Source organism: Bradyrhizobium sp. Unk1 (assembly GCF_059512345.1).
Genome location: NZ_JCAMOP010000002.1, coordinates 179,225 through 193,936, shown reverse-complemented (window position 1 = coordinate 193,936; position 14,712 = coordinate 179,225). Strand labels below are relative to the sequence as shown.

At 64.4% G+C, this 14,712-nt stretch carries 19 protein-coding genes; 5 read left to right on the top strand and 14 right to left on the bottom strand.

Features of this window, described 5'->3' with window-relative positions; translation table 11 throughout:
• Window positions 1-435: a DUF6157 family protein gene (locus tag AC5ZFO_RS02995; RefSeq protein WP_282519938.1), complete on the top strand. Its 435-nt coding sequence runs from the start codon at window positions 1-3 to the stop codon at window positions 433-435.
• On the opposite strand, the gene AC5ZFO_RS02990 is transcribed toward AC5ZFO_RS02995, so the two are convergent.
• From AC5ZFO_RS02990 to AC5ZFO_RS02975, 4 genes are all read right to left on the bottom strand, one after another.
• Entirely contained in the window at window positions 436-1,221 is a 786-nt protein-coding gene (locus AC5ZFO_RS02990) for an enoyl-CoA hydratase/isomerase family protein (RefSeq protein WP_282519939.1), read from the bottom strand.
• Window positions 1,222-1,239: 18 nt separating this feature from the next.
• Window positions 1,240-2,349: a cyclic nucleotide-gated ion channel gene (locus AC5ZFO_RS02985; protein WP_496121304.1), complete on the bottom strand. Its 1,110-nt coding sequence runs from the start codon at window positions 2,347-2,349 to the stop codon at window positions 1,240-1,242.
• A gap of 156 nt (window positions 2,350-2,505) precedes the next feature.
• Entirely contained in the window at window positions 2,506-2,724 is a 219-nt protein-coding gene (locus AC5ZFO_RS02980; protein ID WP_282519940.1) for a hypothetical protein, read from the bottom strand.
• A gap of 122 nt (window positions 2,725-2,846) precedes the next feature.
• Window positions 2,847-4,292, bottom strand: a complete 1,446-nt coding sequence (locus AC5ZFO_RS02975) for a TAXI family TRAP transporter solute-binding subunit (protein WP_282519941.1) — start codon at window positions 4,290-4,292, stop codon at window positions 2,847-2,849.
• 403 nt (window positions 4,293-4,695) lie between these two features.
• Between AC5ZFO_RS02975 and AC5ZFO_RS02970 the strand changes: the two genes are divergently transcribed.
• Window positions 4,696-5,043, top strand: coding sequence for a DUF3307 domain-containing protein (locus AC5ZFO_RS02970; protein ID WP_282520083.1), 348 nt, complete (start codon window positions 4,696-4,698; stop codon window positions 5,041-5,043).
• A 293-nt stretch (window positions 5,044-5,336) separates the two neighbouring features.
• Window positions 5,337-5,750 carry a hypothetical protein gene (locus AC5ZFO_RS02965; protein ID WP_028148857.1) on the top strand — a complete coding sequence of 138 codons (414 nt, stop codon included), beginning with the start codon at window positions 5,337-5,339 and terminating at the stop codon, window positions 5,748-5,750.
• On the opposite strand, the gene AC5ZFO_RS02960 is transcribed toward AC5ZFO_RS02965, so the two are convergent.
• Window positions 5,747-6,070, bottom strand: a complete 324-nt coding sequence (locus AC5ZFO_RS02960) for a YkgJ family cysteine cluster protein (RefSeq protein ID WP_282519942.1) — start codon at window positions 6,068-6,070, stop codon at window positions 5,747-5,749. The genes AC5ZFO_RS02965 and AC5ZFO_RS02960 overlap by 4 nt on opposite strands.
• Window positions 6,071-6,075: 5 nt before the next feature.
• Window positions 6,076-6,774: a helix-turn-helix transcriptional regulator gene (locus AC5ZFO_RS02955; protein ID WP_282519943.1), complete on the bottom strand. Its 699-nt coding sequence runs from the start codon at window positions 6,772-6,774 to the stop codon at window positions 6,076-6,078.
• A 113-nt stretch (window positions 6,775-6,887) separates the two neighbouring features.
• Here AC5ZFO_RS02955 and AC5ZFO_RS02950 point away from each other — a divergent pair, with 113 nt between their 5' ends.
• Window positions 6,888-7,148: a hypothetical protein gene (locus AC5ZFO_RS02950; RefSeq protein WP_282519944.1), complete on the top strand. Its 261-nt coding sequence runs from the start codon at window positions 6,888-6,890 to the stop codon at window positions 7,146-7,148.
• Window positions 7,149-7,216: 68 nt separating this feature from the next.
• Window positions 7,217-7,945, top strand: a complete 729-nt coding sequence (locus tag AC5ZFO_RS02945; RefSeq protein WP_282519945.1) for a glutathione S-transferase family protein — start codon at window positions 7,217-7,219, stop codon at window positions 7,943-7,945.
• 347 nt (window positions 7,946-8,292) lie between these two features.
• Here the strand turns inward: AC5ZFO_RS02945 and AC5ZFO_RS02940 are convergent, their stop codons facing one another.
• The 8 genes from AC5ZFO_RS02940 to AC5ZFO_RS02905 form a co-directional block, all read right to left on the bottom strand.
• Window positions 8,293-9,444: an ABC transporter substrate-binding protein gene (locus tag AC5ZFO_RS02940; protein WP_282519946.1), complete on the bottom strand. Its 1,152-nt coding sequence runs from the start codon at window positions 9,442-9,444 to the stop codon at window positions 8,293-8,295.
• A gap of 90 nt (window positions 9,445-9,534) precedes the next feature.
• Window positions 9,535-9,954, bottom strand: coding sequence for an acyl-CoA thioesterase (locus tag AC5ZFO_RS02935; RefSeq protein WP_014498290.1), 420 nt, complete (start codon window positions 9,952-9,954; stop codon window positions 9,535-9,537).
• 25 nt (window positions 9,955-9,979) lie between these two features.
• The gene (locus tag AC5ZFO_RS02930) at window positions 9,980-10,741 is read right to left on the bottom strand and encodes a 3-hydroxyacyl-CoA dehydrogenase (protein WP_038933541.1); all 762 of its coding nucleotides are present in this window, start codon (window positions 10,739-10,741) and stop codon (window positions 9,980-9,982) included.
• A gap of 25 nt (window positions 10,742-10,766) precedes the next feature.
• Window positions 10,767-12,650, bottom strand: a complete 1,884-nt coding sequence (locus tag AC5ZFO_RS02925) for a feruloyl-CoA synthase (protein ID WP_282519948.1) — start codon at window positions 12,648-12,650, stop codon at window positions 10,767-10,769.
• Window positions 12,647-13,456, bottom strand: a complete 810-nt coding sequence (locus AC5ZFO_RS02920; RefSeq protein WP_063980927.1) for a crotonase/enoyl-CoA hydratase family protein — start codon at window positions 13,454-13,456, stop codon at window positions 12,647-12,649. The genes AC5ZFO_RS02925 and AC5ZFO_RS02920 overlap by 4 nt, the downstream gene beginning before the upstream one ends.
• A 121-nt stretch (window positions 13,457-13,577) precedes the next feature.
• On the bottom strand, window positions 13,578-13,976 hold the full coding sequence (locus AC5ZFO_RS02915; protein ID WP_282519949.1) for a type II toxin-antitoxin system HicB family antitoxin: 399 nt from the start codon (window positions 13,974-13,976) through the stop codon (window positions 13,578-13,580).
• A gap of 5 nt (window positions 13,977-13,981) precedes the next feature.
• Window positions 13,982-14,170 carry a type II toxin-antitoxin system HicA family toxin gene (locus AC5ZFO_RS02910; protein WP_282520084.1) on the bottom strand — a complete coding sequence of 63 codons (189 nt, stop codon included), beginning with the start codon at window positions 14,168-14,170 and terminating at the stop codon, window positions 13,982-13,984.
• A 44-nt stretch (window positions 14,171-14,214) separates the two neighbouring features.
• On the bottom strand, window positions 14,215-14,673 hold the full coding sequence (locus AC5ZFO_RS02905; RefSeq protein WP_282519950.1) for a DUF3237 domain-containing protein: 459 nt from the start codon (window positions 14,671-14,673) through the stop codon (window positions 14,215-14,217).
• Between the last annotated feature and the right edge of the window lie 39 nt (window positions 14,674-14,712).

The following is a 14,712-nucleotide window of genomic DNA, read 5'->3' as shown; positions in this document are numbered from 1 at the left end:
ATGACAAAGTCGATCCACACGACCAACTGCGTCAACACCTTCATCCGGGTCGCTGACGACTGTCCCGCGCATACCGGCGAGGAGCCGCCGCTGCGCGCGGGAAAGCCGACGGTGGCGTGCCTGCAATACGAGATGATCGCCAAGGCACCCTACAAGCACACGTCCGACGACGTGATCTTCGCGACGTCCGCGCCGGGACGCGAGCTCGATGTGAAGGCGACGAAGACGGAGAAGCGTGCGGCCCGTGAAGCGTTCTTCTCCCGGGGGCAGGCGTGCATGAGGGCGTCGAGCCTGGGCAAGCGCTTCGGCTGGGGCGTTCATGCCGACAGCGAGGGCCGGATCGCGATTTACGCCGTCGACAGCAAACGCTACCAGGCTCTCGTCCGCGATCCCAAGCTCACGCAGGTGCGCGCGATGCGGTCGCAGCGGGCGTGATCAGTATTTTGGCGGCCGTTTTTCCGCGAACGCCTTGATACCTTCCTTGATCTCGGCGCCGCGCATGCTGTCGCGGTGGCGCTGATCGGCGGCCGCTTCGTCCAATTCGCCGCGGGCGAATTCGTTGATGGCGCGCTTCATGCCGGCCATTGCCTGCGGCGCGTTGCCGGCGAGAACCGTGGCGAGCTTGTCGACCTCCTCGTCGAGGAGTTCCACCGGCACCATGGCGGTGAGATAGCCGATCCGCAGCATCTCCGGCGCGCTGATCTTCTGCGCGGTGAGGAACAGCTTCTTCGCGTTGTCGACGCCGAGCCGCGTCACGTAACGCTTGATGCCGCTTCTGTAGTAGTGCAGTCCGAGCCGCGCCGCCGGCATGAACATCTCGGCGGTGTCGACGCCGATGCGGAAATCGCAGGCGAGCGCGAGGTCGGTCGAGCCGCCATAGACGCCGCCATTGAGCCGGCAGATCGTCGGCACGCCGAGATCCTCCAGCCGGTTGACGACGACCTCGAACGCCGAGCCCGCGCTCTGCTGCTCGTTGGCGCTGACCGCGCGCTCGGCAACCGAGTTGAGGTCGTAGCCCGCCGAGAAGGCCCGCCCCGTGCCGGTCAGCACCAGCACGCGGATATCAGGATCGGCCTCGATCCGGTCGAAAAGCCTGACCAGCTCGCCGAGATCCTCGGCCTGGAGCCGGTTGAGATGTTTGGGCCGGTTGAGGCGGATGGTGGCGCGTGCGCCGTCACGTTCGAGCACGGGGCTTGAGGCCGCGTCGGCTGTGTCCGACATTCTTGTCTCCATTTATATTTATTTGTTTTCGAGCGTGCGGCGTTTGGCTTCCGCGTCGATGGTCTCGGCGAGATCGGGATGCCGCGCCATCAGCACGCGGAAGTCGACGAGGTCGAGCACCAGCAGCCGCGACACCTTCGTGGTCGAGACATTGGCGCCGCGCATATTGTTGCCGAGCAGGGCCATCTCGCCGAAGAAGGCGCCATCGCCGAGCTGGACCTTCTTGCCGGGCAGGTCGACCTCGACCTCGCCGGCGGCGATGAAATACATGCAGTCGCCCTGCGCCCCCTTCCGGATGATCATGGTGCGGGCCGGCAGCTCCATGGTGCGCAGCATGTGGGTGACGTCGGCGATGGCGGCAGGCCCGAGCGCTGCGAAGAACGGCACCTTGCTGACGGATTCCCAGGTCTTGAGGAAATTGTCGCGGCGGGTCTCAGCGGCAAAGCCGGTGGCCAGGATGCCGGTCCAGAGCCCGAACACGCCGAGGCCTGAGATCATCACCATCGCCGCCACCACGCGCCCGAGCGGCGTCACCGGCACGACGTCGCCATAGCCCGTCGTCGTCAGCGTGACGACAGCCCACCACAGCGCGGCGGGGACGCTGCCGAAAGTCTGCGGCTGCACGTCCCGCTCCAGGAAATATTCGGCGACGGAAGCGAGGAACACCACCATCAGGAAGATCACGAGCACGCTGACCAGCGGTCCCGATTCCAGCACCAGCACCCGGCGGAGCTGCCGCAGGCCGGGAATGCCCGGCACCACCTTGAGGACCCAGAGCACGCTGAGCAGCCACGCCGTCTTCGGCTCGATGCCGATCAGGAGCGCGACCGGCACGGCCAGCGCGCCCAGAGCATCGACCACTCCGGCAGAGGAGGTCATGTAGAGCGACAGGCGCCCCGTTTGTGCCATGTGGCGCAGCCGGACCACCCATTCGAACACGAAATAGACGAGGCAGGCCCAGAGCAGGGCGTCGACCCAGCGGGGCGCCGTCTCATAGGCCGGGTTGACCGTCAGCAGCACCATGCTGAGCACGCCGAGGCCAACCGCCGCATAGGCCGCCTTGGTCATGTTGCGGCCGGCCGTGGCGGCCACGAACTGGGCCAGTGCGGGGATCAGCGGCTTGGACATGCGGGAAGGCGGGCTCGGTCGTGTCTCTTGAGGTCCCGGCTGGGACGCCACCGCCAAAGTGCCCGCCCGGGCAGGAGCCGTCAACGACGGGCAGGGCTTGCCCGCAGCATCGTCGGATAGGGGCGCGGAAGCCCGGTGCCGTGGTGGATCCGGGGACTACCTGAAATGTGGTGGCTCGTCGTAGCCGCGGCGGCTGCTGAAGAAAAGCAACACCATCAGGCCGATGCCGACGACGAGGGAGAAGCCTGCCCCCAGCGCCAATGCCACATAGCCTTCCGTCGGGATCGGCTCGCCCTCGATCGCCATTGCGGAATAGGCGAAATATCCAGCCGCCACCAGCATGCCCAGAAGGATTATGATGAGGAGTGTACGCATCACGCGTGCTCCGGTTGTATCCGGGAACAAACGGTTGTGAATGGGGACGGTTCCCGAATCCGGCCCGGGGATTCGCGGGAAATGTCGGCAAGGCGCCACTGCAAGACCGTCAAATCGATAGGTCAGGCACTCTGAGCTGTCTTCACCACGACGATATTGCTCTCGTCCTGCTGGGGAGGGGCCGTATCCTGCGCGATCTTGTCGGCCTCGCCGCAGTGGCGTTTGAGATAGTCACGGCGCATGCCGATCTCGTCGCGGACGAACTCGTAGCCGAGCTTGAAGGTGTCGAGCCCGTCGGTACTGATCGTGCCGTCTCTGAGACCTATGACGGCGCCGCGCAGAATGCCCTCCAACTCATCCTGGAGACATTCGAGCTGGTCCAGCGAATGCGCGTGCTCGATGCGTTCGCCGATGTCGAGGACGGCGGTTGAAAGCTCGCCAGCCTTCTCAGGCGCGATGCGGGTGATCTTGGCGTAGATCGCGGCGAAGATCGAGCCGATCACGCTGAGCGCGGCGGCGCCCAGATACATCAGGTCGCTGTACTTATCCATGAACGACTTGGTGTCGTCGTTGATGTAGTCGGCCGCCCCCTGATGCGCCATCACGTAGGCATCCTTCTCGACGGAGGCCGGCTCGATCCGGCTGGCGAAGCCGTTGTCGAGCCCGAGCGCGGATTTGTTCTCATAGACGACGCGCGCGAGCTCGCCCGCCGTGCTCGCCGACATCCTGGATTGCGTGACCAGCAGCCATTCGAGCCCGATCGTGTCGAGGTCGTCGTCGGGAATTTCCGGCGATGCGGACAGCGTGCCCGCGGTTAGCGTCTCGCTGGAAATGCCGGGAATCTTGCGCGCCAGCGCCTTGGCCTCGTCGATCGCGTTCAGCGTGAAGCCGCCGCGCTTGGCGACCTGCTCATAGGCCTTGTCCCGCACCGCCCTGGAGGCATGGACGATGGCGATCACCGCGCCAAACCCGCTCGCCGGCGCAAACAGCTTGTCGAGCGTTGCACCCTGCGGCGCCATCTGGATCCTGGCGGCGTCCGGACCGTCGGGGATGTCGAGGATGCTGCGGACGAAGGCGAGCGAGGATTCGTTCTCGGCGAGGACGGCGACTTTCTTCTTCTTGAGTTCGGCGAGCGACTTGATCTTCTTGCTGCCGGGACCGAGCAGCAGCACCAGATCGTGCTCGAGGATCGCGAGCGTGCGCGCCCGCAGCGGCACCTTGGTGTCGGTGCGAAGGACGGCGAGGTCGGCCTGCTTGCGGTCGAACTGTGCGAGCGCCCTGGCGTTGTCTGGGTTGTTGACGATCTTGATCCGGAAGCGCGAGGCGTTGTTCTTCAGCAGCGTGGCAAGCTTGGCGGCGAACAGCGCTTCGTCGCTGTTGGGGGGGCCGACGGCAAAGGTCAGCGTCTCCGAATTGTGCAACATGGCGCGGCCGCCCCAGACGGTGGCGAGCGACAGCAGCAGGGTCAGCACGACGTAGAGAAAGACCTGCTGCTGATTGGTCTTGATTACCTTGGGGCGCCGCGGCGGCGGTTCGGTCGGTGACGAGGTCGGGCCTTCGGTACTCATGGCAGCACTCCGGCCCTATTCCTGAGTGGCGGACGGCTCGCGGATACGATCGCGGCGGGCGCCCTGCAATTCCTAAACGTCTGAAAAAAGAACGATATTCTCCGCCGACAATGATAGCGCGCCGATACCGGAATGCAAAATTCGAGCCGGAGGTAACCTTACTCGAGCCGGCCGCGGCGATTGGTCATCCTATCACCAGTTAGCCACAGTTGGCGATTTTCCAGTTCCCCCCGGCTGCATTCCGTCGCGGGAGATGTCATAAATCACACGTCCCGGCGATTTGACCGGTCCAAAAAGAAGTTGCGCTGAACGCTCCGGTCTTTCTTGTCACGTCAATGAGGGCGTCAGCTTGTCGTTTCCACCCATGTCATCGGCGGTTCCGGTCGAAGCGCTCATTGGCTGGATGTTGCTGCTCACCTTCAAGCACATCATCGCCGATTTCGTCCTCCAGACCGCCTGGATGGCGCACGGCAAGGACCAGAAGCACGGCTGGGCTTTGCCGCTTCTGGTGCATTGCCTGGTTCACCTCGCGGTTGCGCTGCCGCTGATCCTGTTGGTGGCGCCGCGATTCTGGTTCGTCGCCTTCATCGACTTCGCGATCCACATCACCATCGACCGCGCCAAAGGGTTCGTCTCCGCCAATTTCGGTGTCGACCTGGCGCATCCCTGGTTCTGGACCCTGATCGGCGTCGACCAGGCCCTGCATCACCTGACCGGTTTCGGCCTTTCCATCTTCATGGCGGCGAACTGAGGCCGGCGGCTCTCTGGAGTGGCTGCCGGGCCTGCATGGTTCGAGACGGCGCTGCGCGCCTCCTCACCATGAGGGGGTAGGATCTTTCAGCAGAAACCGACCTCATCCTGAGGAGCCCGCCAATGGCGGGCGTCTCGAAGGATGGCCGCAGGCGGTCGCTACCCCCGCTTTCAACCCACCAGGGCGCCTCCGATTCGCGACCAGGGCGCAAGGACCCCGGGTGACTACCGGGCGGCGTGGTTAACCTTTCATTAGAGAATTGCGCTGCATCTTCGGCAACGAGGAGAACCGCAATGTTTTCAAGCCGCGACGCATATGAAAGCGATTTCTGCCCGGTCCGCGACGAGCTCCTTGGCGAGATGTATCGCGCTAGCGAGAGTGGCCTGCCGAGGCTGGTTGAGAGTGTTTCCCCTGACGCGCGCGCCAGGCTGGCACTGTTCTGCTATCGCCGCAGCCATCTGCACTCGCTGGCGGTCGCGATCGCAGCCAGCTGCAACGAGCGTGACCTGATCGACAACGGCGGCCGCGTCGGCTCGACGCTGTACGCGCTGTCGCGCGAAAGCACGGTCAAATCGTCGCCGTCGCTGTCGGGGGGCCGCAAGCCGATCACGCTGTCGACCAAGCCGCTCTCGGTGCTTGCACCGCTTGAGGACGGGTTCGACGACGAGGTCAGCGAAGCCGTTCCAGCTGTAGCCGTTCCAGCTTAAGCGACCTCGATTACCGGCAGTCCGAATTTCCGCCGCGCCATCGCGCATTCGGCGTCTCCCGGCATGCAGGTGCGGCACACCTCCGGCCGGACCTCGTAAATGCCGCAGGCCGTCTGCTTTCCGATCTCCCCCCGCAACGCCGAACAACGATCGCCCTCGCAGCGCATGCCGGATTGGCGCGCGTTGACGAGCGTCTCGGGGATTGCGGCAAGCTCCTCGTCGCTCTCGATCGAGAAGCGCGGCCAGTTCTCCGAATAACCACAGCAGGCGCCGCAGCTCTGGCAAAAGCTCGACAGATCGACGGGGGAGATCTCTTCCATCGCGCTCACGTGTCCTTTGGCGGGCCCCAGACCAGGCTCTGCCGCCATCTTGCGCGCAGCACGTCGCGCCGCTCCGGATATCTATCGTCGAGATAGCTCGCATCCACGACGCGGTCGGTGCGGAAGCTGCGGAAGTCGCCGCGCAGCTCGCACCAGGCCGCAAGCAGGCGCACGGCTTCGAGATAGCCGACCGAGATCGGCCAGATCATGCGCTCGCTGGGGCGGCCCTGCTCGTCGCGATAACGCAGCATGATCTTCTTGCCTTCGTGGATCTGAGTGCGCGTGCGCGCCATGTCTAGGCGATCCGGCTCCCTGTTCCAGCTCGGCCGCGCGCGGCTTGCCGGCTCCAGCACGAAGGGACGCAAGCGCTCAGGCACAGTGTCGGCGATCTTGGCCATCAAATCTTCGGCGGCGCGTGCCAGCGCGGAATCGGCATGGCCCGCGACCCATTGCGCGCCCAGCACCGCCGCCTCGATCTCGTCGGGTGTCAGCATCAAGGGCGGCAGGTCGAAACCCTTCTCCAGGATGTAGCCCATGCCGGCTTCGCCGCGGATCGGCACGCGCTGGCCGATCAAGGTTGCGATGTCGCGATAGATAGTGCGCTTCGAGGTCTCGAGCTCGGCCGCGATCGCGTCCGCGGTCAGCGGCTTACGCGTGCGCCTCAGCACCTGGATGATCTGAAACAGCCGGTCGGCGCGTCTCATGACAATTCTCTTATCGGGGGACGGATCAGAAAATGGCGCGCTGCTGCTGACAGGATGTTGGCAGCAGGGGGTGTCTATACCGGGACAACACATCGACTGAAGAGGATTTGTCCATGATCATTCCAACCCATTTTGGCCCGGCGATTCCGATGTTGCGGGCACAGGTCTGGTCCGCCTGGGCGCTCGGCCGCCTCGTTTCGTTCGATCTCATGGCCGTCGACCTCCGATTTGCACTCGCAAGCGTGATGGCACGCTCGCTGACCCGGGCTGCGGACGCGCTGGCCCGTCATGTCATGGCCCGTGCCTGGCGGGGGGCCCGTTTCGCAGAAGATATCACGGCTGCTGCCACCATGGTGGCAGCAGCCGGTCACTAGGTTCCCTCAAAGTTTCGCAAGTCCAAATTTCGCAGCTCCAAATTTCGCAGGTCCAGGAGAGAGTTCGCATGATCACGCTTTATGGCTTTGGCGCCGGCTTCGGCCTGCCGGAAATCAGCCCCTTTGTCACCAAGACCGAGGTCCAGCTCAAGATGGCGGGACTGCCCTACCGGAAGGAGCGGGCGATGCCGCCGGCCTCGCCCAAGGGGCAGCTGCCGTTCATCGACGATGGCGGCGAGGCGGTGGCCGATTCCACCTTCATTCGCGCCCATATCGAGCGCCGCTATGGCTTCGATTTCGACGCCGGGCTGTCGCTGGCCGAGCGGGCGCAGGCCTGGGCGTTCGAGCGCATGATCGAGCATCACGTCTACTGGGCGCTGGTCGGGGCGCGCTGGGTCGATTCGGTCAACTTCGCCAAGGGGCCCGCGCATTTCTTCGACGGCGCGCCGGAGCACAATCGCGAAAAATTGCGCGAGGATGCGCAATTCCGTGTCGCCGAGAACTATCTGCTCTCCGGCCTCGGCCGCCACGCGCCCGATGACGATGTCGATCTCGCGGTGCGTTCGCTGTTCGCGCTCTCGGTCCAGCTCGGCGACAAGGCCTACCTGATGGGCAACAAGCCCTGCGGTGTCGATGCCACCGCCTTCGGCGCGCTCGCCGGAATCCTGACGCCCTTCTTCGAATCCGGCCTGCGTCAGCGTGCCGAGGGATTTGCGAACCTCACCGCCTATGTCGACCGCATGATGGACGATTATTATCCGGAGTTCGCCTGGACCCCGCTGCGGCAGGCGGCCTGAGGCCGAATGGAATGAGACTCCTCTCGCGCCCCGAAGGAGGTGCGTTCCCTCCCCCCTTGCGGGGGAGGGCTAGGGAGAGGGGTAGCCCAGCAAAAGGTGCCGGTTGTTGTTGATGCATCGAGGGCGGGTGCGTGACGGAAAGAATCCCCGTGCGGCACCCCTCTCCCTGCCCCTCCCCCGCATCCGCCTTCGCCAAGGCTACGGCGGACAAGAGGGGGGAGGGAACGGAGAGAGCGCTGCTGTTGGCTGAACTCGATTCGACTTCACGCTTGTCAATCTCAAAGCCAAAACAAAAGAGCCGGCCCATCAGGCCGGCTCTCGTCGTCTCGAAACTTTCGCGCCGCGCCTTACCTCACCAGCGTGTACTTGCCGTTCTTCACGGTGAGCAGGATGCGCGAGCGCTCGTCGAGGCCGTAGCGGTCCTTTTCGGTGAAGTTGTAGACGCCCTGGCTCGCTGCCAGCTCCTTCTCCGACAGCAGCGCCTGGCGGATCGCTTCGCGGAATTCCGGCGTGCCGGGCTTTGCGGTCTTCAGTGCCGTCGGAATGATGCGCTTGAGGATCTCGAACGCATCATAGGAATGACCGGCGAACTGGCTGCGGCTGTTCGGGCCGTACTTGGCCTCATAGGCGGTGTTGAGCGCGAGGCCCGGCTTCTTGGTGGCGGCCTCGTCGGGCTGGTCCTCGGGGTCCATGACGGGACCGGAGGCCATCAGCACGCCTTCCGCTGCTTTGCCGGCGATGCGGATGAAGTCCATGCTGGCGGCGCCATGGGTCTGGTAGATCAGGCCCTGATAGCCGCGCTCGCGCAGCTCGGTCTGCGGCAGCGCGGCCGCGGTCCCGGAAGCGCCGACCAGGATCGCGTCGGGGTTGGCGGCGACGAGCTTCAGCACCTGTCCGGTCACCGACGTATCAGGGCGGGCGAAGCGCTCCTCATCGGCGATGGTGATGCCCATCGGCACCGCCTGCGCCTTCAGGTCGTTGAACCAGAGGTCGCCATAGGAGTCGGAATAGCCGATATAGCCGACGGTCTTCACGCCCTTCGCCTTCATGTGGTCGTACAGCACCTTGCCCACGATCGGGATCGGCTGCGGCATCGCCACCGACCACTTCATGCGCTCAGGCGTGATCGGGAACGGCGCCAGGCCGAAATGCGGAATGCCGGCCTCGTTGGCGACGTTGGAGACCGCGATGGTCGGCGGCGTCAGCGCCGAGCCCATGATGATGTCGGCCTTGGATTCGGTCACGAAGCGGCGGGCGTTGGTGGTCGCCGTGGTGGGATCGCCGCCATCGTCGAGCACGATCACCTTCAGCGGCACGCCGCCGATCTCCTTCGGCACGAATTCCAGCGCGTTGCGCTCGGGAATGCCGAGCGCCGCGCCCGGGCCGGTCGTGGTGGTGGTGATGCCGATGGTGATTTCGCTGGTCTGGGCCAGCGCAGGCAGAGCCGGCAGGGCAAGCGTCGCAGCAGTGATGGCGGCGGTCAGGTAAAAGCGTTTCATCTATTCCTCCCTTGACGTGTTTCTTTGAAAGCAGAAATCGGGGGGTAATTCAGCCCCCTCTTTTGGCGATGCGGCGATTTAGCTCCAGACCTAATTCCCCGTGAATTTGGCTACCATTTCCGCCGGAAACGGTGCCGATTTCAGCTTGTCGGGGTTAACGGGATCGCGGCCGACCAGGACGCGGGTCTCAAAACCCTCGATCGCCAGCGCCTCGCCCTTGTAGACGTTGTGCTTCACCTCGAAGCTCGAGCGCTTGATGCTCTCGATCTTCGTCTCGATGGTGATCCAGTCGCCATAGGTCGACGGGATGTAGAACTTGGACCGCGTGTCGACCATGGGGATGCCCACCAGGCCGTATTTGCGGACCAAATCCTGCTTGGAGAATCCGGCGACCTCGAACAGGGTCGACGTCGAATCGTCGAACATCGCGAAATAGCGCGGGTAATAGACGATGTTGGCGGGGTCGCAGTCGCCCCACTGGATCTGGACGTCGCGCCGGTTCACGAACATGCGGTGGCCCTGCTTTCGTTGCGCCTTACTTCGGCGCCATGCGCAGCGAGCCGTCGAGGCGCACCACTTCACCGTTCAGGTACGAATTCTCGACCATGTGCAGCGCGAGCGCGGCGAACTCGTCGGCGTGGCCGAGCCGGCGCGGGAACGGGATCGCGGCGGCGAGCGAGTCCTGGGCTTCCTGCGGCAGGTTGGCGAGCAGCGGCGTCAGGAACAGGCCGGGCGCAATCGTCAGCACGCGGACGCCGAACTGCGCGAGCTCGCGCGCGATCGGCAGTGTCATGCCGACGATGCCGCCCTTGGAGGCCGAATAGGCCGACTGGCCGATCTGGCCGTCATAGGCGGCAACGGACGCGGTATTGATGATGACGCCGCGCTCGCCGGTCGCCTGCGGCTCGAGCTTGGACATCTCGGTTGCGGCGAGGCGCAGCATGTTGAAGGTGCCGATCAGGTTGACCTTGATCACCTTGTCGAAATCGGCAAGGGCCATCGGTCCGTCGCGGCCGACCACGCGCTTGGCGACGCCGATGCCGGCGCAGTTCACCAGCACGCGCGCGGGTCCATGCGCCTTGGTCGCCTGCGTGATCGCGGCTTCGGCCGAGGCGGCATCGGAGACGTCGCAGGTCACGGCCACGCCCTTGAGCTCGGCGGCGACGGTCTCCGCAAGCTTGGCATTGAGGTCGAACACCGCGACCTTGGCGCCCTGCGCCGCCAGCTTTCGCGCGGTCGCAGCGCCCAGTCCCGATGCACCGCCGGTAACGATGACTGCCTGATCCTTCAACAACATGGCGTTCTCCTTTGGCGATGGTTTCTTACCCGACCGATATCACACGGTCCGATGGATTGGCAGCGTAGAGCTCCTCGATTAGCGCGTCGCGATGCTCGAGCACCGCGCGCTGGTTGATCGAGCCCTTGTCGGTGACCTCGCCCTTGTCGATCGAGAGCGGCGTATCGAGCAGGATCGCGCGCGTGATCCGCGTCGAGGAACCGGTGGCGGAAGCCAGAAAGCGCGTCAGGCGCTCGCGGAAGGCTTCGCGCACCAGCCGGTCCCGGGCGGTGACGGTGAGATCGTCGGCCGGCAGCGTCGGGTTGATCAGCCGGCAGCCGTCGAGATCGAGTAGCACCAACGCGGAGATTTCGTCGCGGTTGATGCCGGCGATGACGACGTCGCGCACCAGCGGCGCGCAGGCCGCGACGAAGCGCGCACGCAGCGGGCCGACGCTGACCCAGGTGCCGCTGCCGAGCTTGAAGTCTTCGCTGACGCGGCCGTCGAAATCGAAGCCCGCGCTGAGATCGTCGGGATCGACGGGCTTGAGCGCGTCGCCCATCTTGTAAAATCCTTCCTCGTCGAAGGATTTTGCGGTGATGTCGCCCTGGCGCCAATAGCCGGGCATCACGTTCGGCCCCTTGGCGCGCACTTCCATCTTGCCGTTGTTCGGCACCAGCTTGGCGTCATTGCCCGACACGGGCAGCCCGACATGGCCGGAGCGGCTGGTGCGCGGATTGACCGACATGAAGAATGGCGCGGTTTCGGTGGCGCCCAGGCCGGTCAGCATCGGCACGCGGTAGCCCTTCTCCTTCACCGCGAGCTCGTCGAGGCTGTTCCAGACGAACGGCGACAACGCCGCGCCCGAGAAGAACATCGCGTGCAGGCGGTCGAAGAACTTTGCGCGCAGGCCCTGGTCGTCGCGCAAATAGGGCAGCAGCGATTCATAGCCCTTGGGGACGTTGAAATAGACCGTCGGCGAAATCTCCTGGAGATTGCGCACGGTCTCCTCGATGCCTCCAGGCACCGGCTTGCCGGCGTCGAGATACATCGAGCCGCCATTGTAGAGCGTCAGCCCGATATTGTGGTTGCCGCCAAAGGTGTGATTCCAGGGCAGCCAGTCGATGATGACCGGCGGCTCGTCCTTGAGGAAGGCGAGCGTCTCGCGCAGCATCACCTGGTTGGCGCAGATCATGCGCTGGGTGTTGATGACGGCCTTGGGATTGCCGGTCGAGCCCGAGGTCAGCAAGAACTTTGCGATCGTGTCGGGGCCGATCCTGTCGTGTATCGCGTCGAGATCGCTGCGCAGCGGCGTCGCCATGAGGTCGGCGAGCAGGGTGACGTCGCGGCCCGGCACGCTGCCCCAGGACGCGGCGATCTCGGTGCCATCAGAGACATTGGCGGCGAGCGCGTCCGCGAACTTGCCGGCGTCCTCGGCGAAGACGAGACCGGGCGTCAGCAGCTTCATCAGGTAAGAGAGCTTGCCGTAATCCTTCGACACCAGCGAATAAGCCGGCGACACCGGGCAGAACGGAATTCCCGCATAGAACGCGCCGAACGCGAGCAGCGCGTGGTCGATCGAATTGCCTGAGAGGATGACGACCGGCCGCTCCGCCGACAGGCCGCGCGCAATCAGGCCGGAGGCAATGTGCCGGCTGGCGGCGAGCAGCTCGGCGTAAGTGATCTTGCGCCAGCCGCGGCCGCCTTCACGCTCGGCCATGAAGATTCGGTCCGGCGTCGTCGTCGCCCAATGATGCAGGCGGTCGGTGAGGCGGACCGGATAGTCGCCGAGCGGCTGCTTGGGCCGCAGGTAAATGGTGCCGTCGTCGCGCCGCTCGATGTTGACGGCGGGATCGCCGAACGAAATGGGCCGCAGCGGGGAAGTGCTCGCGCCGCGCTCCATGCTGGAAGAGGACGGCTGCCCGCTCATGACTTCGGCTTCACCTTTGCGGTCTTGTGTTCGAGGAATTCGCGGATCCTGCGTTTCGCCTCTTTGTCGCTCTGCGCAACCGTTGCCATCAGCGATTCCATCAGCAGGCCGGCCTGCGGATTGGCCTCCGCGATCATCGGCAGCGCCTGGAGCACGGCGAAGTTCGTCAGCGGCGCGTTGGAGGCGACCTTGGTCGCAAGCTCCAGCGCCTTGCCGAGCCCGTTGCCGGCCTCCGTCACATATTGCGTAAAGCCGTAGGAGGCGCCTTCGGTCGCGCTATAGACGCGGCCGGTCAGCATCATGTCCATCATCCTGGCAACGCCGATCAGTCGCGGCAGCCGCACCGAGCCGCCACCGCCGACGAAGATGCCGCGCTGGCCTTCCGGCAGGGCGAAATAGGTCGAGGGCTCGGCGACGCGGATATGGGCGGCGCAGGCAAGCTCCAGCCCGCCGCCGATCACCGCGCCCCGGAGCGCAGCGATCACGGGCACGCGGCTGTACTGGATGCGGTCGAACACCCGGTGCCACATCTGGGAATGGAGGAGGCCGCCGGTCGCGTCGTGGTCCTGAAGCTCGGAGAGGTCGAGACCGCTGGAGAAATGATCGCCGATGCCGTGGATGACGACCGCGCCGATATCCTCGGGCAGGGAGGCAAAGCACTCGCCGATTTCGAGGATGATGCCGTCATTGAGCGCATTGCGCTTGGCCGGCCGGTTCAGGCCCACGGTCAGAACCCGGTCCGCCCGCTCGATCCTCAAAAGCCCGGAGGCGCCCGCGTCAGCGGTCTCGGCGTTTCCCTGTGTCATTTGCGTCCTTGTCAGAATAGTTATGTTATATAACGAATTCTGGGGGAGTCAAGGAGGGGGCGGCGCGGTCGTAGGTTGGGGGAGGACGCCTTCTGCATTGGGCGCAATCTCCGGAAATGCCTCAGGCGGCGTCGGTCATCAGCTTCTTCGCAGCCTGGGCAAGCAGACCGGATCGCGTGTAGCCGTGGGCTTCGGCATATTTGTCGATCTGCTCCAGCACGTCACCGGGTAGAGTGACATTGACGCGCACGATCTTCGGTTGCTCGTTTTTCACCGATACCAAAATGGCGACACCCGTGCGGTTCTCGGGATCCGACATGATCTCTTCGAGCGAGGAAGGCTCCGGGATCGCTTCTCCGTCTTCCGCCATGCCTTCGAGATGAAACGCCAGCGCTTCCTCGGCCATGTCGCGCGCTTCGTCGAGCGTGGTCCCCGCGGTCACGACGCCCGGCAGGTCGGGAAACGACACGCCAAAATCGCTGTCGGCGTCCTTGTGGATCAATCCAATGTAATGACGCATGGCGCTTACCTCAGCTTCAGGCCGGGCTGCTGCTCAATGCTCTTCAGGGTCCCCAGCGGGACGTCCCGCTTTGGATGAGGCACCGTGACGCGGCCCTTTTTCGCCGGGTGCTTGAATTGGACGTGGCTGCCTTTTTGAGCCACTTGGACCCAGCCATCCCTCTGAAGGGCCGAGATAATTTCCCGGCTATTCATCATGTGTATTTATACACACTGGTGTGGATTTGTCAATACGAGGGTCACACCACCTGATGCACGTCGATCACGACGCGGTCCGCATGGCGTGCGGCTGAGCCGACAAAGATGTGCTCCATCAGCCAGCGATATTTTTCGTGCCCCGTCTCGAATTTCGGGACCGTGCGAAAGTAAATCAGCTTCGGATCGACCGGCTCGCCGCGCTTCAGCTTTTGCAGCAGCTCGACCGGGCCAAAGCGCATGCCCTTGTTCTCGACGTAGACGATAGCGCCGTCATCCGTCTCGAAGGCGTATTTCGCTTCGAGATCGATCAGCTCGTTGGGACGAATGGTCTGGAAGTCGGCGCCGAACGGCAGCACCTTGCCGGTAATCGCACCCGTCACCTCGCCGCCGATAATCGGGATGATGCGGCGGACCCCAATGCCGGTCTCGCCGGCGGTGACGACGTCGCCGATTTTTGCGGTGATCGTGAAGACGTATTTGGTTTCGAGGATGGGATTCATCTATCACTTCCTATGTCAGCGACGTGCTGCTCTTCCTTC

Coding starts and splice junctions, on each gene's coding strand:
- AC5ZFO_RS02995 (WP_282519938.1), top strand. CDS start 1: ATGACAAAGTCGATCCACACGACCAACTGCGTCAACACCTTCATCCGG.
- AC5ZFO_RS02990 (WP_282519939.1), bottom strand. CDS start 1,221: ATGTCGGACACAGCCGACGCGGCCTCAAGCCCCGTGCTCGAACGTGAC.
- AC5ZFO_RS02985 (WP_496121304.1), bottom strand. CDS start 2,349: ATGTCCAAGCCGCTGATCCCCGCACTGGCCCAGTTCGTGGCCGCCACG.
- AC5ZFO_RS02980 (WP_282519940.1), bottom strand. CDS start 2,724: ATGCGTACACTCCTCATCATAATCCTTCTGGGCATGCTGGTGGCGGCT.
- AC5ZFO_RS02975 (WP_282519941.1), bottom strand. CDS start 4,292: ATGAGTACCGAAGGCCCGACCTCGTCACCGACCGAACCGCCGCCGCGG.
- AC5ZFO_RS02970 (WP_282520083.1), top strand. CDS start 4,696: ATGTTGCTGCTCACCTTCAAGCACATCATCGCCGATTTCGTCCTCCAG.
- AC5ZFO_RS02965 (WP_028148857.1), top strand. CDS start 5,337: ATGTTTTCAAGCCGCGACGCATATGAAAGCGATTTCTGCCCGGTCCGC.
- AC5ZFO_RS02960 (WP_282519942.1), bottom strand. CDS start 6,070: ATGGAAGAGATCTCCCCCGTCGATCTGTCGAGCTTTTGCCAGAGCTGC.
- AC5ZFO_RS02955 (WP_282519943.1), bottom strand. CDS start 6,774: ATGAGACGCGCCGACCGGCTGTTTCAGATCATCCAGGTGCTGAGGCGC.
- AC5ZFO_RS02950 (WP_282519944.1), top strand. CDS start 6,888: ATGATCATTCCAACCCATTTTGGCCCGGCGATTCCGATGTTGCGGGCA.
- AC5ZFO_RS02945 (WP_282519945.1), top strand. CDS start 7,217: ATGATCACGCTTTATGGCTTTGGCGCCGGCTTCGGCCTGCCGGAAATC.
- AC5ZFO_RS02940 (WP_282519946.1), bottom strand. CDS start 9,444: ATGAAACGCTTTTACCTGACCGCCGCCATCACTGCTGCGACGCTTGCC.
- AC5ZFO_RS02935 (WP_014498290.1), bottom strand. CDS start 9,954: ATGTTCGTGAACCGGCGCGACGTCCAGATCCAGTGGGGCGACTGCGAC.
- AC5ZFO_RS02930 (WP_038933541.1), bottom strand. CDS start 10,741: ATGTTGTTGAAGGATCAGGCAGTCATCGTTACCGGCGGTGCATCGGGA.
- AC5ZFO_RS02925 (WP_282519948.1), bottom strand. CDS start 12,650: ATGAGCGGGCAGCCGTCCTCTTCCAGCATGGAGCGCGGCGCGAGCACT.
- AC5ZFO_RS02920 (WP_063980927.1), bottom strand. CDS start 13,456: ATGACACAGGGAAACGCCGAGACCGCTGACGCGGGCGCCTCCGGGCTT.
- AC5ZFO_RS02915 (WP_282519949.1), bottom strand. CDS start 13,976: ATGCGTCATTACATTGGATTGATCCACAAGGACGCCGACAGCGATTTT.
- AC5ZFO_RS02910 (WP_282520084.1), bottom strand. CDS start 14,170: ATGAATAGCCGGGAAATTATCTCGGCCCTTCAGAGGGATGGCTGGGTC.
- AC5ZFO_RS02905 (WP_282519950.1), bottom strand. CDS start 14,673: ATGAATCCCATCCTCGAAACCAAATACGTCTTCACGATCACCGCAAAA.